The 23,039-nt window shown below is 66.6% G+C and carries 15 protein-coding genes; 7 read left to right on the forward strand and 8 right to left on the reverse strand.

Features of this window, described 5'->3' with window-relative positions:
- Window positions 1-87 precede the first annotated feature (87 nt).
- On the reverse strand, window positions 88-999 hold the full coding sequence (blaL2, locus tag H3005_RS11500; RefSeq protein WP_191078224.1) for a L2 family extended-spectrum class A beta-lactamase: 912 nt from the start codon (window positions 997-999) through the stop codon (window positions 88-90).
- 175 nt (window positions 1,000-1,174) lie between these two features.
- Here blaL2 and ampR point away from each other — a divergent pair, with 175 nt between their 5' ends.
- Window positions 1,175-2,038: a LysR family transcriptional regulator AmpR gene (gene ampR / locus H3005_RS11505; RefSeq protein WP_191078225.1), complete on the forward strand. Its 864-nt coding sequence runs from the start codon at window positions 1,175-1,177 to the stop codon at window positions 2,036-2,038.
- A gap of 91 nt (window positions 2,039-2,129) precedes the next feature.
- Here the strand turns inward: ampR and H3005_RS11510 are convergent, their stop codons facing one another.
- Window positions 2,130-3,995 (reverse strand): ABC-F family ATP-binding cassette domain-containing protein, encoded by a 1,866-nt coding sequence (locus H3005_RS11510; RefSeq protein ID WP_191078226.1) that lies wholly within the window; start codon window positions 3,993-3,995, stop codon window positions 2,130-2,132.
- A gap of 334 nt (window positions 3,996-4,329) precedes the next feature.
- On the opposite strand from H3005_RS11510, the gene H3005_RS11515 reads away from it, so the two are divergent.
- Together H3005_RS11515 and ybaL are read left to right on the forward strand one after the other, a co-directional pair.
- Window positions 4,330-6,717, forward strand: a complete 2,388-nt coding sequence (locus H3005_RS11515) for a TonB-dependent receptor (RefSeq protein ID WP_100553359.1) — start codon at window positions 4,330-4,332, stop codon at window positions 6,715-6,717.
- A 170-nt stretch (window positions 6,718-6,887) separates the two neighbouring features.
- Entirely contained in the window at window positions 6,888-8,588 is a 1,701-nt protein-coding gene (ybaL, locus tag H3005_RS11520) for a YbaL family putative K(+) efflux transporter (RefSeq protein ID WP_191078227.1), read from the forward strand.
- A gap of 387 nt (window positions 8,589-8,975) precedes the next feature.
- On the opposite strand, the gene H3005_RS11525 is transcribed toward ybaL, so the two are convergent.
- Window positions 8,976-10,262, reverse strand: coding sequence for an aminotransferase class V-fold PLP-dependent enzyme (locus tag H3005_RS11525; protein ID WP_191078228.1), 1,287 nt, complete (start codon window positions 10,260-10,262; stop codon window positions 8,976-8,978).
- Between the two features lie 180 nt (window positions 10,263-10,442).
- Between H3005_RS11525 and H3005_RS11530 the strand changes: the two genes are divergently transcribed.
- From H3005_RS11530 to H3005_RS11540, 3 genes are all read left to right on the forward strand, one after another.
- Window positions 10,443-11,177: a response regulator transcription factor gene (locus H3005_RS11530; protein WP_191078229.1), complete on the forward strand. Its 735-nt coding sequence runs from the start codon at window positions 10,443-10,445 to the stop codon at window positions 11,175-11,177.
- The gene (locus tag H3005_RS11535) at window positions 11,174-12,463 is read left to right on the forward strand and encodes an ATP-binding protein (RefSeq protein ID WP_191078230.1); all 1,290 of its coding nucleotides are present in this window, start codon (window positions 11,174-11,176) and stop codon (window positions 12,461-12,463) included. Before H3005_RS11530 ends, H3005_RS11535 begins: the two co-directional genes overlap by 4 nt.
- Window positions 12,464-12,604: 141 nt before the next feature.
- Window positions 12,605-13,405 carry a MipA/OmpV family protein gene (locus H3005_RS11540; protein ID WP_191078231.1) on the forward strand — a complete coding sequence of 267 codons (801 nt, stop codon included), beginning with the start codon at window positions 12,605-12,607 and terminating at the stop codon, window positions 13,403-13,405.
- Between the two features lie 79 nt (window positions 13,406-13,484).
- Here the strand turns inward: H3005_RS11540 and clpB are convergent, their stop codons facing one another.
- On the reverse strand, window positions 13,485-16,070 hold the full coding sequence (gene clpB / locus H3005_RS11545; protein ID WP_100553365.1) for an ATP-dependent chaperone ClpB: 2,586 nt from the start codon (window positions 16,068-16,070) through the stop codon (window positions 13,485-13,487).
- A 180-nt stretch (window positions 16,071-16,250) separates the two neighbouring features.
- The gene (locus H3005_RS11550; protein ID WP_191078232.1) at window positions 16,251-17,066 is read right to left on the reverse strand and encodes a DUF3014 domain-containing protein; all 816 of its coding nucleotides are present in this window, start codon (window positions 17,064-17,066) and stop codon (window positions 16,251-16,253) included.
- 149 nt (window positions 17,067-17,215) lie between these two features.
- Between H3005_RS11550 and H3005_RS11555 the strand changes: the two genes are divergently transcribed.
- On the forward strand, window positions 17,216-17,926 hold the full coding sequence (locus tag H3005_RS11555; RefSeq protein WP_100553367.1) for a glutathione S-transferase: 711 nt from the start codon (window positions 17,216-17,218) through the stop codon (window positions 17,924-17,926).
- 59 nt (window positions 17,927-17,985) lie between these two features.
- Here H3005_RS11555 and H3005_RS11560 read toward each other — a convergent pair whose 3' ends face one another.
- The 3 genes from H3005_RS11560 to H3005_RS11570 form a co-directional block, all read right to left on the reverse strand.
- The gene (locus H3005_RS11560) at window positions 17,986-19,593 is read right to left on the reverse strand and encodes a hypothetical protein (protein WP_191078233.1); all 1,608 of its coding nucleotides are present in this window, start codon (window positions 19,591-19,593) and stop codon (window positions 17,986-17,988) included.
- Window positions 19,594-20,319: 726 nt separating this feature from the next.
- Entirely contained in the window at window positions 20,320-22,038 is a 1,719-nt protein-coding gene (locus tag H3005_RS11565) for a thiamine pyrophosphate-dependent enzyme (protein WP_191078234.1), read from the reverse strand.
- Window positions 22,039-22,147: 109 nt separating this feature from the next.
- Window positions 22,148-23,008, reverse strand: coding sequence for an SH3 domain-containing protein (locus H3005_RS11570; protein ID WP_191078235.1), 861 nt, complete (start codon window positions 23,006-23,008; stop codon window positions 22,148-22,150).
- Between the last annotated feature and the right edge of the window lie 31 nt (window positions 23,009-23,039).

The raw sequence follows: 23,039 nt of genomic DNA on the forward strand, positions 1-23,039 counted from the left end.
AGGATGCACGCCTGCGCGCGATGGGACAAGTAGAACACTGCTGAAAATCAGCCCCTGCCCTGCGACACCCAGGCACAGCCGCTGCGGTCAGGCGATCAGCCCGTCGGCGATGCGACCGACCTGCGCAAGCACCGCCGCGCGCTGTTCGAAGCTGAGCGCGCCCGCCTGCAGATAGGCCGTCACGATCCAGGGCGAACCACCCTGCACCGGCCACAACACGGCGATGTCGTTGCGGGCGTCTTCACCATTGCTGCCGGTCTTGTCGCCCACCCGCCAGCGCTTGCCCAGGCCTGCACGAAGGCAGGCATCGCCGGTTTCGTTGTCGATCAGCCAGTCGGCCAGCTGCTGGCGTGAGGCCGGCTTGAGTGCGTCGCCCAGCACCAGCCGCTGCAGCGTCGCAGCGATGGCCGCCGGGGTAGTGGTGTCGCGTGGATCGTCGATGGCGAAGCTGTTCAGTTCCGGCTCCAGGCGATCGCTGCGGGTGATCGTATCGCCGCTGGCGCGCAGGAACGCGGTCACTGCCGGCGGCCCACCGATCGCCGCGAACAACAGATTGGCGGCGGTGTTGTCGCTGGTGATCAGCGTAGCCCTGCACAGGTCACGCACGGTCAGGTCCTTGCCGACGTGACGGCGGGTGACCGGCGCGTGCTCGAGGATGTCCTGCGCCCGCACCGGCAGGCGCTGGTCCAGCAGTGCCGGATCGCGCTCGGCCTGCTTGAGCACCGTGGCAGCCAGCACGCTCTTGAAGGTGCTGCAGAGCGGGAAGCGCTCGTCCTGGCGATGGCCGAGGCGACGCCCCCTGCCGGTGTCGAGCAGGGTCACGCCGAGTCGACCGCTGCACGCCTTTTCCAGCGCGGCGAAATCGCTGGCGGCGGCGATGGCGGCAGGGGTTGGCGCGGCGGCCATGGTTGTTGTGGCGGCACGGGCGAGCAGCGGTGCGGCGAGCGCGGAAGCGGCGGCAGCGCCACTGAACTGCAGGAATCGGCGACGAGCGAGCATTCGGGTTCTCCTGGGCGAATTCCGATTATCGGAGGCCATCAACGCTGGCTACCAGCGCGGATTTTCAGGAGGAGACATTAATTTAATTCATGTATAGCGCAGATATTCTGCCGCCATTTCAAAGACACCCGCCAACCAGATACGATCAGCCATCATTCCGGCTCACGGCTCACGCATGCTCCACCCCACCCTGCCGCTGAATGCGCTGCGCGCCTTCGAAGCCGCTGCCCGGCACCAGAACTTCACCCGGGCTGCTCTGGAACTGTGTGTCAGCCAGGCCGCGCTGAGCCACCAGATCCGCGGGCTGGAAGACCGTCTGGGCGTCCGCCTGTTCCATCGCCTGCCCCGCGGCGTGGCGTTGACCGAGGAAGGAGCAGCGCTGTACCCGGTGCTCAATGAGTCCTTCGAGCGCATTTCAGCCAGCATCGCCCGCTACACCGGTGGCCCGGCGCGGGAAGTGCTGACGATCGGCGTGGTCGGTACCTTCGCCACCGGCTGGCTGCTGCCGCGGCTGGCCGCGTTCGACGCCGCGCACCCGGATATCGAGCTGCGGCTGCAGACCCACAACAACCGCATCGACCTGGCCGGTGAAGGCCTGGACCTGGCGATCCGTTTCGGTGATGGCGACTGGCAGGGGCAGATCTGCACGGCGATCCTGGATGCACCGTTCGCGCCCTTGTGTGCGCCGGCACTGACGCGGCGACTGAAGCATCCGCGCGACCTGGCGACCTTGCCGCTGCTGCGTTCGTACCGCAGCGACGAATGGCCACGGTGGCTGCAGATGGCCGGAGCCAACGGCGTGGAAGCACGCGGCCCGGTGTTCGATTCGTCGTTGACGCTGGCCGTGGCTGCCGCTGGTGGCGCAGGCGTGGCCTTGCTGCCGCTGCGCATGTTCGAGGCGGACCTGGCCGAGGGCCGGCTGCTGCAACCGTTTGCTACCACGCTGGAATTGGGCCGCTACTGGCTGACCCGGCTGCGCTCACGCGCAGAGCGGGAACCGGCCAAGCGGTTCCGCGAATGGCTGCAGGCGCAGGGATGAAACACGTGCGCCGCGGGTAGCGCCGGGCCATGCCCGGCGAGCGCAGCGGATGGGAAAAGCCGCCGGGCATGGCCCGGCGCTACCGATGGAATCAGGATTCCAGCAGTTCCATCCAGGCCGCTTCGGCCTTTTCCAGCTGCGCGGCGGTGGCTTCGCGGTCGCGGCCGAGCACGGCCATGCGCGTGGCATCGGCGTAGTTGCTCGAGTCAGCAAGCTGCCGGTCCAGTTCGGCCAGCACGCCTTCCAGCTCGGCGACCTTGGCTTCGGCACTGGCCAGTTTGTGCGGGTTGACCGGCTTCTTCTGCACCATCTGCGCGACCGGTGCGGTCTTGACCACCACCGGCTCCTCCACCTGCTCCATGCGTACCTTGGTGCCCTGCGCCTGCGGACGCGTGCGCAGCCAGGCGGCATACGCGTCGAGGTCACCGTCGAACGGCTCGACCACGCCATCGGCCACACGCCAGAAGGTGTCGCAGACCAGGCCGATCAGATGGCGATCATGCGAGACCATCACGATCGCCCCGTCGAAATCGGCCAGTGCTTCAGCCAGCGCTTCGCGCATTTCCAGATCCAAGTGGTTGGTCGGTTCGTCGAGCAGCAGCACGTTCGGCTGCTGGTAGGCGATCAGCGCCAACGCCAAGCGCGCGCGCTCGCCGCCGGAGAAGCCGTCCACCGGTTCAAAGGCACGGTCGCCCGGGAAATTCCACTTGCCGAGGAAGTCGCGGAACGACTGGTTCGGTGCATCCGGGGCCAGGTCGCGGAAGTGTTCCATCGGCGACTGGCCTTCATGCAGCGACTCGACGGTGTGCTGGGCGAAGTAGCCGATACGCAGGTCCGGGTGCGCGGCGCGTTCGCCGGCGATCGGTGCCAGCTCGCCCACCAGGGTCTTCACCAGCGTTGTTTTACCGGCGCCGTTGGGGCCCAGCAGACCGATGCGCTGGCCCGCTTCAAGGCCAAAGCCCACGTTGTGCAGGATCACCGAGTCACTGCCGTAGCCGGCCTCGACGTGGTTCAGGCGGATCAGCGAGAACGGCAGTTTGGCCGGCGGCGCGAACTCGATGCGGAACTCGCGCTCGGCGCGCACTGCTTCGGTACCGGCCAGCTTGGCCAGGCGCTTCATCCGGCTCTGCGCCTGCGCGGCCTTGCTGGCCTGGGCCTTGAAGCGGTCGATGAAGCTCTGCAGATGGGCGCGCTCGGCCTGTTCCTTCTCGTGCGCGATCTGCTGCTGGCGCAGCTGTTCGGCGCGCTGGCGCTCGAAGTCGGTGTAGCCACCCGGGTAAAGCTTGGCGCCGCCACCGTGCAGGTGCAGGGTGTGGGTGGCCACGTTGTCGAGGAACTCGCGGTCATGCGAGATCAGCAGCAGCGTGCCCGGGTACTTCAGCAGCCACTGTTCCAGCCAGTACACCGCGTCCAGATCCAGGTGGTTGGTCGGTTCGTCGAGCAGCAGAAGGTCGCTGGGCATCATCAGCGCGCGGGCCAGGTTCAGGCGCACGCGCCAGCCGCCGGAGAACGAGGACACCGCGCGGTGGTGCGTTTCGGCCGGGAAACCCAGGCCATGCAGCAGCTTGCCGGCGCGCGCTTCGGCGTCGTAGGCATTCAGCTCGGCCATGCGCGTATGCGCCTCGGCCACCGCTTCCCAATCCTCGCGGGCGGTCGCCTCGGCCTCGGCGGCCAACACGGCGGCCACTTCGATATCGCCGCCCAGCACGAAGCTCAGCGCCGGGTCCGGCAGCGACGGGGTTTCCTGGGCGACGCTGGCGATGCGGATCTTGCCGGGCAGGTCGACGTCACCCTTGTCGGCCTCCAGCTCGCCCTTCACCGCCGCGAACAGGCTGGACTTGCCAGCACCATTGCGGCCGACCACGCCCACCCGGTAACCGGCGTGCAGCGTCAGGTCGACATTGGACAACAGCAGCCGCTCGCCGCGGCGCAAGGCGAAATTACGAAGCGAAATCATGGGGGGAGGCGTCCATATAACCGAATGGAATGTGCTGGTAAGCACTGTTCCTGCGACGCAATTCTAACGTTAACGAATACTTGACGCGCCCCGGGATGCGCGGCGGGCGACGTTCCTCTCTCCCACGTCCTGTCCGCGCGCCTCCCGGGCCCCCTCCCCCGTCACTGCCTGTCGCAGCTAAATGGTTGCTGCTGCAACGTTTTTTCTGATGACCGGCATTTGACAGGCACTGAATATCCCGTTAATTCCTGTATTGCGCACCGCAACAACCGTCGTCCGCTCACCCCCGTGATGTCGATTCCGGTGCCATCCCGCCAACCGGAGCCCCCTCCCGATGACCCGCAAGACCAGCCTGATCGCCGCCGCCGTCGCTGTCGCACTCGGTGGTTCTCCGTTCGTTGCCGCCGCCCAGCAGGCCGGCACCGCCGCCAACACCCTGGATACGGTGATCGTCACCGGCACACGCGTGGCCGACCGCACGGTCGCCGAATCGCAGTCGCCGATCGACATCATCACCCCCGAGATCCTGCAGTCCACCGGTACCGGTGAGCTGGCCACCGCGCTGTCGCGCGCGCTGCCGTCGCTGAATTTCCCGCGCCCGGCACTGACCGACGGCACCAGCGGTGTGCGCCCGGCACAGCTGCGCGGCCTGTCGCCGGACCAGGTGCTGGTGCTGGTCAACGGCAAGCGCCGCCACACCTCGGCGATGATCAACGTCAACGGCAGCATCGGCCGTGGTTCGTCGGCGGTGGATATCAACGCGATCCCGATCGCCGCCATCGAGCGCGTCGAGGTGCTGCGTGACGGCGCCTCCGCACAGTACGGTTCGGATGCCATTGCCGGCGTCATCAACATCGTGCTGAAGGGCAGCGGCAGTGGCGGTAGCCTGGCTGTCGACTACGGCCAGTATTCGGCCGGCGACGGCAACAAGTACCAGCTGTCCGGCGATACCGGCGTTGAGTTCGGCAACGGCCGTGGCCGCGTGCACGTGGCCGGCCAGATCAGCCAGCAGGACGAGAGCGACCGCGCCGGCCCGTACCGTGGCACCACGCCGAACACCGGCAACTTCCCCAGCGTTGGCCAGACCACCTTCATTGTCGGCGACCCGAAGGTGGACGCCACCGCTGCATCGGTCAATGCCAGCTATGACTTCAGCGACCACGTGACCGGCTATGCCAGCGCGCTGCTCAGCAACCGCGACATCACCTCGTTCGCGTTCTACCGTTCGCGCAACCACAGTGGGCAGAGCGCGCTGCTGGCGCAGACCTACCCGGACGGCTACGTGCCGCAGATCAACCAGTACTCCAAGGACCGCTCGCTGGTGGCCGGCGTCAAAGGCAACACCGACAACGGCTGGACCTGGGACCTGAGCCTGAACCACGGCGAGAACACTCTGGATTTCCACACCCGCAACAGCATCAACTACAGCCTGGGCGCCACCAGCCCGCGTTCGTTCTACGACGGTACGCTGAAGTACCAGCAGGACATCTTCAACGCCGACCTGACCAAGTCGCTGGACTGGGGCCTGGCCTATCCGGTCACGCTGTCCTTCGGCGGTGAGTACCGTCGCGAGAAGTGGGACCAGAACCCGGGTGAACTGAACTCCTACACCGGCACCGGCGCGCAGGGCTTCGCCGGCTTCACCCCGACCAACGAAGTGCACACCGACCGCCACAACTACGCGGTCTATGCGGGCCTGGAAGCGGACCTGACCGAGAAGTTCTCGGCCGGCATCACCGGCCGCTACGAGGATTACTCGGACTTCGGCGACCGCTTCTCCGGCAAGCTGTCGGCGCGCTACGCGTTCACCGACAAGGTCGCGCTGCGGGCCACCGCCTCCAGCGGCTTCCGCGCGCCGTCGCTGCCGCAGCAGGGCTACCAGGCGGTGACCAGCCAGTTCACCAACGGCGTATTCGTCGAACGCGGCACCTTCCCGACCACCAGCCAGGCCGCACAGGCGCTGGGCGCTTCGCCGCTGAAGGCCGAGACCTCCACCTCCTACAGCCTGGGCCTGGTGCTGCAGCCAATCGACCGCCTGTACGTCACCGTCGATGCGTACCAGATCGACATCGACAACCGCATCGCGCTGTCGTCCAGCATCACCACCAACGCCGCCTCCAGTGCGCTGCTGTCCGGGCTGGGCCTGCCGCAGGTGACCGCGTTCTCGTACTTCACCAATGGCCTGGACACCCGCACCCGCGGCGTTGACTTCGTGTCCAGCTACACCGTGCCGTTCAGCGCCAGCAGCCTGGAACTGACCGCGGCGTACAGCTACAACGACACCGAAGTGCAGCGCGTGGGCGGCACGCCGGCGGTGTTCGGCACGCTGGGCCTGACCCAGTCGCTGATCGGCCGCGATGAGATCGGCCGCATCGAAGACAGCTACCCGCACGACAAGACCATCCTCAGCGGCACCTGGCGTTCGGACCACTGGGAGCTGGGCCTGGCAGCGACCCGCTACGGCAAGTTCACCGTGCGCAACTCGGCCACGGCCGCGCGTGACCAGACCTACGGCGACAAGTGGGTGCTGGATGCTTCGGCCAGCTACAAGCCGAGCGCGAACTGGACGCTGACGGTGGGCGCCGACAACCTGCTGAACGAGTACCCGGACCGCACCGAGGATCTGCAGAACTCGACCTTCGGCATGCTGCCGTACAGCAACTACTCGCCGTTCGGCTTCAATGGCGCGTACGTGTACGGGCGGATCAAGTACAACTGGTAAGCGGTAACGGGCGTGCCGGGCCCTGCCCGGTGGCTGCCCTGGTAGTGCCGGCCGCTGGCCGGCAACGACGCGTGGGCAAACCCGCAGGCACGGATCGTGGACTGCGGGTTTGCCGTATCTGGCCGCATCGGTGAAAATCGGGGTACCCCCCCTGTTTCCTGCGAGAGCCGATGCACCATGACACCGACCTGATCAACATCGTTGCCGTTGGTCTCGGGCTCGCCTTCATCTTCGGCGCGCTGGCCAACAAGCTGCGCTTGTCTCCTCTGGTCGGTTACCTGGTTGCTGGCATCTGCGTCGGCCCGTTCACTCCGGGCTTCGTCGCCGACCAGGCATTGGCCAACCAGCTGGCCGAGCTGGGCGTGATGCTGCTGATGTTCGGCGTCGGCCTGCATTTCTCGCTGAAGGACCTGATGGCGGTCAAGGCCATCGCCATTCCCGGTGCCATCGGCCAGATCCTGGTCGCTACCCTGCTCGGCTGGGGCCTGGCAGCATTGATGGGCTGGCCGGTCATCCATGGCGTGGTGTTCGGTTTCGCGCTGGCCACGGCCAGTACCGTGGTGCTGCTGCGCGCGATGGAGGAGCGCCGCCTGCTGGAAACCCAGCGCGGCAAGATCGCAGTCGGCTGGCTGATCGTCGAAGACCTGGCCTGCGTGCTGGCACTGGTGATGATGCCGGTGATGGCCGGCGTGTTCGGGCCCGACGCGGCCAATGAACACCACACCATCGGCAGCGTGCTGGCCAGCATCGGCTGGACGTTCGTGCAGCTGGGCCTGTTCGTGGCGGTGATGCTGGTGGTCGGCCGCCGGGTCATTCCGTGGATCCTGGAGCGCATCGCCGGTACCGGCTCGCGCGAACTGTTCACCCTGTCGGTGCTGGCGATCGCGCTGGGCGTGGCGTTCGGCTCGGCGATGCTGTTCGGCGTATCGTTCGCGCTGGGCGCGTTCTTCGCCGGCATGCTGCTCAATGAATCCGAACTCAGCCACAAGGCGGCCAGCGATTCACTGCCGCTGCGCGATGCATTCGCAGTGCTGTTCTTCGTCTCGGTGGGCATGCTGTTCAATCCCAGCATCCTGATCGAGCACCCCTGGCAGGTGCTGGCCACTGCCGGCATCATCATGTTCGGCAAATCGGCGGCAGCGTTCTTCATCGTGCGCGCGTTCGGCCATCCCACCGGCACCGCCTTGACGATCTCGGCCAGCCTGGCGCAGATCGGCGAGTTCGCCTTCATCATCGCCGGCCTCGGCGTGACCCTGAAGATCCTGCCGCCCACCGGCCAGGCGCTGGTGCTGGCGGGCGCGCTGATCTCGATCATGCTCAATCCGCTGGTGTTCGGCCTGCTCGACCGCTGGCTGCTGAAGCACCAGGAAACCACGCCCACGGCAGTGGAGACCGAGCTGCCTCCCGGACCGTCGCTGGACCTGCACGACCATGCCATCGTCATCGGCTACGGCCGCGTCGGCAGCGCGCTGGCACAGGTGCTGCGCGACCGTGGCGTGCCGGTGATGATCATCGACGACAACAAGGAACACGTGGCCGAAGCGCATGCGGCGGGCCTGCCCGGCATCCGTGGCAGCGCCGCTTCGGACAAGGTGCTGGCCGAGGCCCATCCCGAGCGCGCGAAGATCGCGGTGCTGGCGATCCCGCAGCCGCTGGAAGCCGGTGAGACACTGGCCAAGCTGCGTGCGATCAACCCCAACCTGACCCTGCTGGCGCGCGCGCACAGCGATGCCGAAGTGAAGCATCTGCTTGAACACGGTGCCGACGGTACGGTGATGGCCGAGCGCGAGCTGGCTTACTCGCTGGCGGAAATGGTGATGGCGACCCCGCCGTACCGCAGTCTTGGGCAGCACAGCATTCCGGTGGTGTGAGGGGGGTGCGGCAGGGCTGCGCCCTGCACCTGCGGTAGTGCCGGCCGCTGGCCGGCAACCTCAACAGCAACAGCAACAGCTAAAGCTGGCTTCCTGTGGGTTGGCGGGGTGGCATGGCCTGCTCTTGGTGGGTGTCGACCTTGGTCGACACGTCGATCCACGCCAGGCGTGGATGTTCTTCGTTCACTCGTCGAAGAATTCGATTTCGATTGAGATTCATCCACGCATGGCGTGGATCTACCGGGGTTGGTTGCGCCCAAAAAAATCCCCGGCCGACCCGCATCGGCCGGGGATGATATCGCCACGCCCTTGGAGAGCATCTCTACCGTAGCGCGTTCCTGCAGCGATGGTGATCGCCTATGGCGATGACGACCAAGCCGCCAGCTATCAGGCGTCAGCCAACGCCTGCTCCAGGTCAGCGCGCAGGTCGCCGATGTGCTCGATGCCGATCGACAGGCGCACGGTGTCCTCGCTGACCCCGGCCCTGGCGAGCTCGGCCGCATCCAGCTGGCGATGGGTGGTCGACGCTGGATGGGTGGCCAGCGACTTCGCATCCCCCAAGTTCACCAGCCGGGTGAACAGCTTCAGTGCATCAAGGAAACGCGCGCCGGCAACGCGCCCGCCGGGCAGGCCGAAGGTCAGCACGCCGGAGCCGTGGCCGCCCAGATAGCGCTGCGCCGCCGCGTGTTCGGGGTCGTCGGGCAACCCGGCATAACGCACCCACGCCACCTTCGGATGCGCGCGCAGGTACTCCGCCACGGCCAGCGCATTGGCGTTGATCCGCTCCATGCGCAGGGCCAGGGTCTCGATGCCCTGCAGGATCAGGAAGGCATTGAACGGTGACAACGCTGCGCCGGTATTGCGCAACGGCACTACCCGCGCACGGCCGATGTAGGCCGCCGCGCCGAGCGCTTCGGTGTAGACCACACCGTGATAGCTCGGGTCGGGCTGGTTCAAGCGGGCAAAGCGTTGCGGCTGTGCCGTCCAGTCGAAACGGCCCGAATCGACGATCGCCCCGCCCAGACTGGTGCCGTGGCCGCCGAGGTACTTGGTCAGCGAGTGCACCACGATGTCGGCGCCATGTTCGAACGGGCGCAGCAGGAACGGCGTGGCTACCGTGTTGTCGACGATCAGCGGCACGCCGGCCGCATGCGCGACCTCGGCGATCGCAGCAATGTCGGTGACGTTGCCGCGCGGGTTGCCGATCGACTCGACGAACACGGCCTTGGTGCGCTCATCGATCAGGGCTGCGAACGCAGATGGGTCGGCCGGATCGGCAAAACGCGTCTGGATGCCGTACTGCGGCAGTGTGTGCGCCAGCAGATTGAGGCTGCCGCCATACAGCGCGCTGGCGGCAACGATGTTGTCACCGGCCTCGGCGATGGTCTGGATCGCATAGGTGATCGCCGCCTGCCCGGAGGCCAGTGCCAACGCGCCGATGCCCCCTTCCAGCGCCGCCACGCGCTGCTCCAGCACATCGGTGGTGGGATTCATGATGCGCGTATAGATGTTGCCCGGCACCTTCAGGTCGAACAGGTCCGCCCCGTGCTGGGTGTCATCGAATGCGTAGGCCACGGTCTGGTAGATCGGCACCGCCACCGCGCGGGTGGTCGGGTCGGGACGATAACCGCCGTGCACGGCCAGGGTTTCCAGTTGCCACTGCGGATCGCTCATTGCGCCAGGCTCCATCCGGGGAAACGCCCACCATAGGCCAGCCTTCGACCGCCACTGAGAGCCCCTGGCGATGACGCCAGTACCGGCGGTTATCAGGTTGCCCGGGATTCAGGCAGTCGTCATGGGCCATTGCTAGGCTTCGCCGCCGGGCCTTTCGCCCCGGACAAGGACGCCCTACCGATGCAGCCCTCCCCGTGGACTCCCGCCACCGGCAACCCGACCCAGGTGCTGCTGGTCGAGGACGACCGCCGCCTGGCCGAGCTGGTCAGCGACTACCTGCGCGAACATGGATTTGCCGTGCAGCACGTACCGCGCGGCGACCTGGCCAGCGCGGCCTGTCGCCAGCACGCGCCGGAACTGGTGGTGCTGGACCTGATGCTGCCTGGCCTCGGTGGCATCGACGTGTGCCGGCAGATCCGCAGCTTTTCCGACGTGCCGATCCTGATGCTGACGGCGTGCGAGGACGATATCGAACAGGTGCTGGGCCTGGAGTCCGGCGCCGATGACTACGTGCACAAGCCGATCGAGCCGCGCCTGCTGCTGGCGCGCCTGCGCGCACTGCTGCGCCGTCGCCATGGCAGCGGCCCTGCGGGCGTGCCGTGCCGGCTGATGCATGGCGAACTGCTGATCGATCGCGTGCAACGCGAGGTTCACCTGCATGGGCAGCCGGTGGAACTGGGCACCACCGAATTCGAAATCCTCTGGCTGCTGGCCAGCCAGCCCGGGCAGATCCTCTCGCGCGACCAGATCCTGCAGGCGGCACGTGGCATCGGCTTCGATGGCCTGGACCGCAGCGTGGATGTCTGCATCGGCAAGCTGCGCCGCAAGCTCGGCGACGACGCGCGCGAACCGCGCCGGATCAAGACCGTGTGGGGCCGTGGCTACCAGTTCAATCCGTCGGCCTGGTCGGCGTGAAGCGCCTGTTCCTGTGGTTGTGGTTCGTCACCGGGGCCTGCCTGCTGGTGTCGGTGTTCAGCCTCAACCATCTGCTGGACCGCATCTACACGCCCCTGCAGGAACGTGTCTTCGTCGAACAGGTGCGCGGCCAGGTGTATGCACTGCGCAGCGGACTGGCCGGCCTGGACCGCCCGCAGCAACAGCAGCGTGTGGCGCAATGGCAACCGCACTACGGCATTGCACTGTCACTGCTGGATGCGCCGCCGCAACTCGATGACGAAGAGCGCGCTGCCCTGCGCGGGGACGGCTTCATCGTCCGCAACCGCTACCAGCAGGTACTGCTGCCCATCGATGGCGCTGACGGACGCTGGCTGGAGCTGCGCTTTCCCGGCGAAGTGCAGATGACCCTGTACATGACCGCTGCCGCCTACCTGTGCATCCTGCTGCTGGTGGGCGCCTGCCTCTATGCCTGGGTACGCCTGCTGTGGCGCGACCTGGAGGCGCTGCGGGGTCATGCAGACCGCATCGGTGCCGGCGACCTGCAGGCGCGTGCGCAGGTATCGCCGCGCTCGCAGATCCGGGTCATCGTCGAGCATTCCAACCGCATGGCAGCGCGCGTGGCCGAACTGGTGCAACGGCAGCGCGATCTGACCCATGCCATTTCCCACGAGCTGCGCACGCCGATCGCGCGCCTGGCCTTCGGCCTGGACCTGATGCAGGACAGCAACGATCCGGCGCGACGGGCACACCTCGCTGCCGGCCTGCATGGCGATCTGGCCGAGCTCAACCGGTTGGTCAGCGAGCTGCTGGCCTACGAGCGGCTGGAACATCCCAGCGACGCCGAGCCCATGCAGCGGATCGAAGCGAACGATTGGCTGCAGGCCTGCATGGAAGACGCACGGCGCGATGCCGAGCGCGCGGGCCTGGTACTGCAGGTCTGGCCCAGTGCGCTGCCACGCGTGGATGCCGAGCCACGTCTGCTGCAGCTGGCCCTGAGCAACCTGGTCGGCAACGCGCTGCGCTATGCACGCACCCGTGTGGAGGTGTCACTGGTCAGCGTGGCCGGCAAGGCCTGCCTGCGCGTGGACGACGATGGCCCCGGCATCGCAGAAGCTGATCGCGAGAAGGTGCTGCGCCCGTTCACCCGTCTGGATGACAGCCGCAGCCGCGACACGGGTGGCTTCGGCCTGGGCCTGGCCATCGCCGGGCGCATCGCGGTTCGTCACCACGGAGAGCTCCGCGTGGGACGCGCGACCCTCGGTGGCGCGCGCCTGGAAATGCACTGGCCAATGGCTGCCAGCTGAACGGCGCAGGCCGCGCTTACAGTTGCTTACAACTCCCGCACAACTGCGGACGGATTGGTCGCCGGCGTCCCGCCACGCTGGCGACCCTGCAGCACGCGCCGGATGCGCGCGCTGCACTTCCTCCCAATGTAGAGAGTTGCCATGTCCCACCTTCGCCGTTTCCCCACCCTGCTCGGCCTGGCCCTGTTGCCCTTGTTCGCAACGTCCGCAGCGCATGCCAAGGATGACAAGTGGACCTTCGAGCTTGCTGCTGGCGGCGGTGTCGCCCCGCGTTACAGCGGCAGCGAGGAATTCCAGGCCGCACCCACACTGTCCTTCGACGTGACCTCGCCGGGCGGCTGGTTTCTGGGTACCAGCGGTGCGGGTTGGGGTACGGCGATCGGCGAACACACCCGCGTGCGTGCCTACGTCGGTGGCAGCGGCAGCCGCCGCGAGAAGAACTCGATCCTCGGCGGCTCGGACTTCCTGCGTGGCATGGGCGATATCGATACCCGGCCCCTGGTCGGCCTGGCAGCTGGCTATACGCTGGGTGAGGCAGTACTGAGTGGTTCGTGGCAGTACACGCTGAAAGACGACGACAAGGGCGACAACGGCCTTGCCACCCAGCAGATCCATCTGAATCTGGAGATGCCGTTGTTCGATCTGGCCGGTGGTGTGGTCAGCGGCAGCGTCTCCACCGACTACGGCAACCGCGGCTACATGCAGACCTGGTATGGCGTCAGCCCTGACCAGGCCGCTCGCACCGGTTTCGCCCAGCACAAGCCCAAGGCTGGTCTGGTCAGCGCCGGCCTGGGCATGAAATGGAGCCATCGCGCCGGTCGCAACGGCAACTGGTACATCGCCGTGGAAGGCACCCGCCTGCTGGGCGATGCGGCGGACAGCCCGATCGTGCAGAAGGCCAACCAGTTCGGCTTGATGACCGGGTATACGCACCGGTTCTGAGCATTGCCGGCATGCGCCGGATGCGGCCGGTCGCTACAACGGAAACGGGGCGCTGCGATCATGCAGCGCCCCGTTCGGCTCAGGCCTTGGCGAACACCAGATGGCCGCCGTCGTTGCCCACTTCGATGGTATCGCCGTTGGCGAACGCACCGGACAGGATCTGCTGCGCCAGCGGGTTTTCCAACTGCGCCTGGATCGCACGCTTCAGCGGGCGCGCTCCGTAGACCGGATCGAAGCCGACGTTGCCGAGCAGATCGAACGCCGCATCGGACACCACCAGCTTCAGGCCACGCTCGGCCAAACGCTTTTCCAGGCCGCGCATCTGGATGCGCGCGATCTGCTTGATCTGCTGCTTGTCCAGCGGATGGAACACCACGATGTCGTCCAGGCGGTTGATGAACTCCGGACGGAAGTGCGCCTGCACCACCCCCATCACCGCGGCCTTCATCTGCGTGTACGCCTCCGGCGTGTCATCGCCACTCATGTCCTGGATCTGGTGCGAACCCAGGTTCGAGGTCATCACGATGACGGTGTTGCGGAAGTCCACCGTGCGGCCCTGGCCGTCGGTCAGGCGACCGTCGTCCAGTACCTGCAGCAGGATGTTGAACACATCCGGATGCGCCTTTTCCACCTCATCCAGCAGGATCAGCGAATACGGGCGACGGCGCACGGCCTCGGTGAGGTAACCACCCTCCTCGTAGCCCACGTAGCCCGGGGGCGCACCGATCAGGCGTGCGACGCTGTGCTTCTCCATGAACTCGCTCATGTCGATGCGGATCATCGCGTCGGCGCTGTCGAACAGGAACTCGGCCAGTGACTTGCACAGTTCGGTCTTGCCCACGCCGGTCGGGCCCAGGAACAGGAACGAGCCACCCGGTCGATTCGGATCGGACAAGCCGGCACGCGAACGACGCACCGCGTCGGACACCACCTTGATCGCCTCTTCCTGGCCGACCACGCGGTTGTGCAGCACCTCTTCCATGCGCAGCAGCTTGTCACGCTCGCCTTCCAGCATCTTGTTGACCGGGATGCCGGTCCAACGCGAGACGACCTCGGCGATCTCCTCGTCGGTGACGCGGTCCTGCACCAGCTTGAAGTCGTGGTTCTCCACTTCCTGGGCGGCGGCCAGCTGCTTTTCCAGCTGCGGCAGCACGCCATACTGGATCTCGCTCATGCGGGCAAAATCCTGCCGGCGCTGCGCCGACTCCAGTTCAACCTTGGCCTGCTCGACCTGTTCCTTGAGCTTGGTCGTGCCCTGCAGCGCGGCCTTCTCCGACTTCCAGACCTCGTTGAGATCGGAGAACTCGCGCTCCAGCGCGTCGATATCGTTCTCCAGGTCGGCCAGGCGCTGCCGCGAGGCATCGTCCTTTTCCTTCTTCAGCATCTCGCGCTGGATCTTCAACTGGATCAGGCGACGTTCCAGCCGGTCCAGTTCCTCCGGCTTGGAGTCGATCTCCATGCGCAGGCGCGAAGCGGCCTCGTCCATCAGGTCGATGGCCTTGTCCGGCAGCTGGCGGTCGGTGATGTAGCGGTTGGACAGCGTGGCCGCAGCGACGATGGCCGGGTCGGTGATCTCCACCCCGTGGTGCACCGCGTACTTTTCCTTCAGGCCACGCAGGATCGCGATGGTGTCCTCCACCGTCGGCTCACCCACGAACACCTTCTGGAAGCGGCGCTCCAGCGCGGCATCCTTCTCGATGTACTTGCGGTATTCGTCCAGCGTGGTCGCACCGACGCAGTGCAGTTCACCGCGTGCGAGTGCCGGCTTGAGCATGTTGCCGGCATCCATCGCGCCATCGGCCTTGCCGGCGCCGACCATGGTGTGCAGCTCATCGATGAACAGGATGATCTGCCCTTCGCTCTTGGCCAGGTCGTTGAGCACGCCCTTCAGGCGCTCCTCGAATTCGCCGCGGAACTTCGCACCGGCGATCAGCGCGCCCATGTCCAGCGACAGCACGCGCTTGCCACGCAGGCCTTCGGGCACTTCGTCGTTGATGATGCGCTGGGCCAGGCCTTCGACGATGGCAGTCTTGCCCACGCCGGGTTCGCCGATCAGCACCGGGTTGTTCTTGGTACGACGCTGCAGCACCTGGATGGTGCGGCGGATCTCCTCGTCACGGCCGATCACCGGGTCGAGCTTGCCGCTCTCGGCACGCGCGGTCAGGTCGATGGTGTACTTCTCCAGCGCCTGCCGCTGTTCTTCGGCGTTCTCCGACTGCACGTTCTCGCCGCCACGCAGCTTGTCGATGGCGGTCTGCAGGCGCGCCTTGTCGGCACCGGCAGCGCGCAGCGCCATGCCCAGCGTGCCGCCGTCTTCCAGCGCGGCCAGCACGAACCACTCGCTGGCGATGAAGGCATCGCCCTGCTGCTGTGCCAGCTTGTCGGTGTGGTTGAGCAGGCGGTTGAGATCGTTGCCGATCGACAGGTTGCCGGCCTGGCCGGACACCTTCGGCAGTGCTTCAAGCGCCTCGTCCAGGCGCTCGCGCAGCACCGGCACGTTGACGCCGGCCTGGGCCAGCAACGGCCGGGTGCTGCCGCCCTGCTGGTCCAGCAGGGCACTGAAGACATGTACCGGTTCAATGATGCTGTTGTCGCGGCCTACCGCCAGCGACTGCGCGTCTGCCAGCGCCTGCTGGAAACGCGAGGTGAGCTTGTCCATGCGCATTGTGAAACCTCATCGGTCATCTTGGCCGGCCGCGCCGGCGATGCTTGAGAGATGCGGTTGCCCCACCCCGTTTCAAGGGTGGCTGCGACTGCATTCGAAGGCCAGTCAGCCTGCGGCCAGCATGCCGGACGGGGTGTTGTCGGCGCGTTGATCCGGATCACATCCGCACGACGGGGGCTCTCAACGGGTGATCGCGCCCCGGATCGCCCGCAGCTGCTGCTTGACCGCCCGCGCCTGCCCCGCGTCCATGCGCAGCAAGGCCTTCTGGCCGATCGAGCGCGACTGAAGGGTGGCATCGACGAAGCGGTAGCGTCCGCGCTCATCGCGCTCCACCAGCGGCGCTTGAGCCAGCTCAGGGGTGTCCAGCAGATGATCGATGACTGACACCAAGCGGTCATTGAAGTAGCCATCGGGCTTTCCAAGATCGACGTAGGCCTGCTGGATCAACGGATAGAAGCGCTTGTAGGCCAAGGCCGCCGCCGCCGGGTCGAGCGCAGTGAAGGCCTGCACATAGGGCGCATAGCGCGCTGCATTGGCCGCAGCGATGCGTTCGCCGCCCTCGCCCTGCTCCACCTGCAGGCGGCCCGGCAGCGGCCGAGCGGCCAGCGCGGTAGGCGGCACACTGGCCTTGTCCAGGTTGTCGACCTGGGTAACCAGCCGCTGGATCAGGTGATCACGCAGCAGCACGGTCAACGCACCCTCGCCCTTGAACAGTTCGCTCAATGCGCTCCAGGCGGCGGTATCGCTGTCAGCGAGCTTCGGCAGCGCCGGGTCAGCGGCGGCCTCGGAATCCAGCGGATGCCTGATCGGCGGTGGTGCGGGCTCTTCGACGGCAACAGGCTTCGGTGCAGCGCCTGCCGAGGTCGGCGCGGATTGCACCGGCACCGATACGCCATCTGCCAGGCTCTGCAACTGTTCGCGGAACAACCATGTGCCCGCGCCCCCCACCACCACCACGCCCAGAACCCAGGGCCAGACCGCTTTTCCACTCTGCATGATGCAGTACCTCGCTTTTCACCTGCATGGACAAGGTGTGACTCCCCTCGTTCCGCAGGGTTCCCCATCCATTCCGCTGGCGTTGTGGTTCACGCCTGCTTTGCGCGATACGCGCGACCCTGCTGTTCTTGTCTTGCGGAGAAGCCTTCATGCAGTACGCGCTGTACTACTGGACCGGCATCCAGGGCCGTGGCGAATTCGTGCGGCTGGCGCTGGAAGATGCCGGCGCCGACTATGTCGACATGGCGCGGGTGCACGGCGACGCGGTGATGCAGCCGTTCCTCGACGGCCACAGCGAAGGTGCGCAACCTTTCGCGCCACCGTTCCTGAAGGCCGGGCGACAGGTCATCGCACAGGTTGCGGCCATTCTCGATTTCCTCGGCCCGACGCTGGATCTGGTCCCGCAGGCCGCCTCGCGGCGCATGCAGGCGCTGCAGTGGCAGCTGACCATCGCCGATCTGGTGGCCGAGGTGCACGACACCCACCATCCGATCGCTGCGTCGAAGTACTACGAAGACCAGAAGACCGAAGCGAAGGCACGCGCGGCAGCGATGCGCGGTGAGCGCCTGCCGAAGTTCCTCGGCTACTTCGAGCAGGTGCTGAAGGCCAACGGCGGTCGCCACCCGTTGCGCGAACACTCCTACGTGGACCTGTCACTGTTCCAGCTGCTGAGCGGGCTGGACTACATGTTTCCGCGTCGCATGCAGGCGTTGTGGCCCACCCTGCCGCTGCTGCGCGCATTGAAGGATCGGGTGGAGCAACGGCCCAACATCGCCGCCTATCTCGCTTCGGAGCGGCGGCTTGCCTTCAACACCAACGGCATCTTCCGGCATTACCCGGAGCTGGATTCAGAGCGGTAGCGCCGGGCCATGCCCGGCGGCGACGCAACCCAACGCCGGGCATGGCCCGGCGCTACCGGTCAATGGGCGTTTTCAGCCAGCGGCTTCACCGCCTGCTTCTGCAGCGACAGCAGCCCCAGCAGGATGGCCAGTGCCACATACGCGCCGGCGAACTGCCAGCTGATGACACGGGCCAGGCCCTGCAGATCCCACGGCAGGTAGATGCCGCCGCGCGGATCCACCGAATGGATCAGGCCGAACAGGGTGAGCCCCGCCGCCACCAGCAGGAAGCCACAGGCGCGACGCAGGCGCCCATCGACCATCGCCGCGACGGTGGCAATCCACAGCATCGACGTGATGATGAAGCCGTTGCCCAGTGCGAAGATCACCGCCAGCTCCGGCAGGCCGTGGCCATCGACGTGGGTCAGCAGTGCGCCCATCTGCTCGGCCGGAATCCAGCCCGGTGCCTTGATGGCCAGCAGGTAAGCTGCCGACGGCAGGAAGCCCAGCACCATCGCGCCGGCATGCTGGCGCGGCGTCGCCTGGAACGCCTGGGTGGTGATGTCGATTGACACGTACACGATGATCGGCGCCAGCACCGCCAGCGGCAGCCACTGCACCAGCCCGGAAATGATGCCGAGCATGCCGCCGATGCCAACGAAAAGGCCGGTCAGCAGCGTGTAGCCGCTGCGCGCGCCCATGTGCTTGTAGGCCGGCTGACCGATGTACGGGGTGGTCTGCGCAACGCCGCCGCAGACGCCAGCCACCAGCGTGGCCACCGCTTCCACCAGCAGGATGTCGCGGGTGCGGTAGTCATCGCCGGCCGCGCGCGCGCTCTCGGATACGTTGATGCCACCCACCACCATCAGCAGGCCGAACGGCAGCAGCAGCGGCAGGTAGGTCATCGCGGTCGGCAGGCCCTCGATGAAGCCCAGCGTCGGCAGCGGCAGTACCACCTGCGGCGGCACCCAGGCCGGAATCTGGAAGCCGGGCACGCCCAGCCCGGCCAGGCCAAGCCCGTAATACAGGACGGTGCCGAACACGAACGCCAACAGCACACCCGGACCACGCAGCGGCAGCTTGCCCTTGGCGATCAGCACGTACAGCAGCAGGCCCAGCGTGGTGAAGCCGACCAGCGGCGAGCGCAGGGTTTCCAGCAACGGCAGCAGGCCCATCAGCACCAGTGCAATGCCAGCGATGGAGCCCAGCAGCGCGGCACGTGGCAGCGCGCGGGTCACCGCTTCACCGAAGAAGGACAGGATCAGCTTGAGCACGCCCATGATGACCAGCGAGGCCATGCCCAGCTGCCAAGTGGCGATGGCGGCGGCATGCGGGTCCAGGCCCTGCTGCTTGAAGGCCAGGAAGGCCGGGCCCAGCACCAGCAGTGCCATGCCGATGCTGGTCGGCGCATCCAGGCCCAGCGGCATGGCGGTGACGTCATCGCGCCCGGTACGCGCGGCCAGGCGCCGTGCCATCAGGGTGTACAGCAGGTTGCCGACCAGCACGCCCAGGGCAGTGCCGGGGAACATGCGGCCGAAGACCACGTCGGCGGGGAACTGGAACATCCCGACCAGGGCCATGGCAATGAAGCCGAGGATGGAAAGATTGTCGACGACCAGGCCGAAGAAGCCATTGAAGTCGCCAGCGACGAACCAGCGGTGCGGCGCGGTGGAAGCGGGAGCGGACATGGAAGGGGCGGTGGGGGTGGGGACCGCCGATGGTAGGCCCAGCGGGGCCGGCGCGCCAATTCCCGCGTGGAATGATGGGTTCCAGCCAACGGCGGAGCCCATCGTGGTTGGTCGCCGAAAGCGGGTTCTGAGGTTGGGCCGGGCGGGCAGGCTGCGCAGGGGACGCTGCAAGTCCCCCTCCGGGGCCCGGCCCAGCCGCTGGCGGCTGTGCGTTCGGGCGCTTGCGAAGCAGTGCTTCGCAAGCAAAGCGCCCTCACCCATGTAAGCTCGGTCGCCGCATCCATGCGGCTCACGCCCCTGCACAGCCTGCCCGCCCGGCCCCTGACAGTTTCCTGCGGGCGCCGGCCACGGAACAGAATCAAAAGATCAAAGGCAGAAGCCGGTCGCTTCGCTCTCAAGCGCCTGATCGCAGGCATCTGCCTGGTTGCCGGCCAGCGGCCGGCACTACCGGGAAGCATCCACGCATGGCGTGGATCTACCAGGTCGACACCTACCAAGAGCAGGTCACGCCATTCCGACAGATTGCCGAGATCTGTCGAAGGCGGGGTGGGTCCGGTTGCGGGGGTGTCCGCGGCATGGATGCCGCGGCCAAGCCCCCAAGGATGGGTTTACGGCGTCCCCCGCAACCGGACCCACCCCGCCATCCCACGGATAGCAAGCTGTTGCTTCGGCCGTTGCCGTTGCCTCAGCAGGTGCAGGGCGCAGCCCTGCATCAAACCCAACCTCTTACTTCTTCAGGAAGTTGTCCACCAGCAGATGCTTGACGTCATCGATGCGACCACTCAGCACCGCCTTGGCCGCGTACAGCGCCGTGCCCGCCACCTGCTTGGCCTCGATCTGCGGCGGCATCACCAGCTCCGCGCGACTGGTGTGCACGTCCAGCAGCGCCGGCCCACGCTGGGCCAGGAAATCCTGCACCGCTTCCTCCAGATCCTCGCTGCGGGTCACGGTGCGGCCATGGAAACCGATCACCTCGGCCAACCGCCCGAAGTCCGGATTCTTCAGGTCGGTGTAGTTGTCCAGCAGGCCCTCCACATTCTGCTCCAGCTCGACGAAATTCAGCGAGCCGTTGTTGAACACCACCACCTTGATCGGAAGATTTTCCTGTACCGCGGTCAGCAGATCGCCCAGCAGCATCGCCAGCCCGCCGTCGCCGGACAACGAAATCACCTGTCTTCCCGGAAATGCCTTCTGCAGACCCAGCGCCTGCGGCATCGCGTTGGCCATCGTGCCGTGCAGCAGGCTGGTCAGCGTGCGGCGCCGGCCGTTCACCCGGATATGCCGCAGCACCCACACCATCGGCGAGCCACCATCGGCGGTGAACAGCGCATCGTCGGTGGCGTACTTCGACAGCAGCGCGGTCAGGTGCTGCGGATGGATCAGCTCGCCTTCACCCGGCTGCTCCTCCTGCTCGCGCTTCTTCAGCGCCTTGTCGCGGTGCCCGATGCATTCGTCCAGGAAACTGCTGTCTTCGCGCGGGGGCAACATCGGCAGTAGTGCGTCCAGCGTCGGTGCGATATCACCGACCACGCCCAGGTTCACCGGGTGGCGGCGGCCGAGGTGGCTGCCGTCGCGGTCGACCTGGATGATCGTGGCCTTGTCAGGATAGAACTGGCCCCAGGCGAAATCCGCGCCGAGCAGCAGCAGCGTGTCGCACTCCATCAACGTATGGAATCCGGATTCGATGCCGAAAACACCGGTCATGCCCATGTTGTACGGGTTGTCCGGTTCGACGAAGTCCTTCGCACGCGACGTGTGCGCCACCGGTGCCTGCAGGCGCCGCGCCAGTTCCAGCAGCTGCGCATGCGCGCCCTGGCAACCGGCGCCGGCATAGATGCCGATACGCTTGCCCTGCCCCAGCAGTTCGGCAATCTGCTGCAGTTCGCTATCGGACGGGCGCAGCACCGGCTGGGTGTAATGCACCGAGAACGGCACATCGTGCTTCACTTCCGCTTCGCTGATGTCGGCCGGCAGAATCACCACCGCCACGCCGCGACGGCTGATCGCCGCCTGGCAGGCGAGCGCCACCACGCGGCGTGCCTGCGCCGGGCTGTGCACCTGCTCGCAGAACACCGTGCAGCTGCCATACACCGCCTTGAAATCCACTTCCTGCGGGAACTCCATGCCGAGTTCGCTGGTGACCACCTGGCTGGCGATCAGCACCATCGGTGCACGGTTGCGGTTGCTCTCGAAGATGCCGTTGATGAAGTGCAGGCCACCGGGCCCGCACGAGCCCGCGCAGGCGGTCAGCTGGCCGCTGATCAATGAATCGGCACCGGCGGCGAACGCGGCGACCTCTTCGTGGCGCACATGCACCCACTCGATTTCACTGCGATGCAGTGCATCGGTGACATGGTTCAGGGTGTCGCCGACGATGCCATAACAACGGCGGACGCCCGCCTGCTGCAGTGTATCGACGACGATCTCGGCAACGCGCTTGCTCATGGTGCTGCAGCCTGGTTCGGGGGAAACCCGAGGCTAGACCCGGTGAAGTGATGCTGCCGTGGGCAAGAGGCCGATCGCCTTGTTGTGCAAACTCCAGGCAGCGCTGCCGTCAATCGTTGACGTTGATCCAGCCGTCAATCGCGCCCTGTTTCGGATTGCGGTAACGCAGCTTCACCCAGCCGTCCTGCTCATCCAGCATCTCCACCTGATCGCCCTGTACCAGGTAGCGCTTGGTGCTTGATGCGCCGGGCCGGTCGAACAGGAACAGGCGCGCTGGCACCACGGTGGCGTCCTGGCCCCGCAGCGGTGCGCGGCTGGCGGGTGCGCCCAACCCGTCACCAATGGCGCTTTCCAGCACCTTGCCGGCAGGATCATAGGTGCGCCACACCGCCAGCGGGCCTTGGTTTCCGGTCTCTTCCCAGCGCAGCGCCTGGTTGAGCGTATCGCCCAGCATCAGCACATTCTCACCGCGATACAGATAAAGCTGCGGGCCGTTGAAGCGATACACGTCGGTGTACCACATCGGCCCGCTGCGGCAGCTGGCAGTCAGCGTGCGCGTGGCGGCATCGGCAGTGAGGCCCATCAGTTCACCGCACTGATCGTGTCCATGAGTCACCGCCTTCAGCGCGCGGAATTCACCACTGCCCGCGTCGAAGCGATACACCGCAACAGCCTCGTTGACCATGCCCACCGCCGCGCGCGCAACCAGTTCAGGGTGCCCATCGAAATCGAGGTCCTCCGCGCTCAGGCGTGAATTGCCATCGGCGTCCGGCGCGCCGGGCAAGTGCTGGCGCTTCCCGGCCGGCTGCAGCAGCACGGCAAGCATGCCGTCCTCCTGCACCTCGGCCGTCACCTGCACACCCGCTGCCGGCGAAAACCGCAGCGGGCCCTGGCCGTCATCCTGCGCCTGCGCCACGGGCACCAACAAGCCGGCCAGCATCACGCCCAACAACACATCCCTGGGTTTCATCGTCATTCCCTGCAGCGCCACTGTGGCGCCT

It is taken from the genome of Stenotrophomonas sp. Br8 (assembly GCF_014763005.1).
Classification (GTDB): domain Bacteria; phylum Pseudomonadota; class Gammaproteobacteria; order Xanthomonadales; family Xanthomonadaceae; genus Stenotrophomonas; species Stenotrophomonas lactitubi.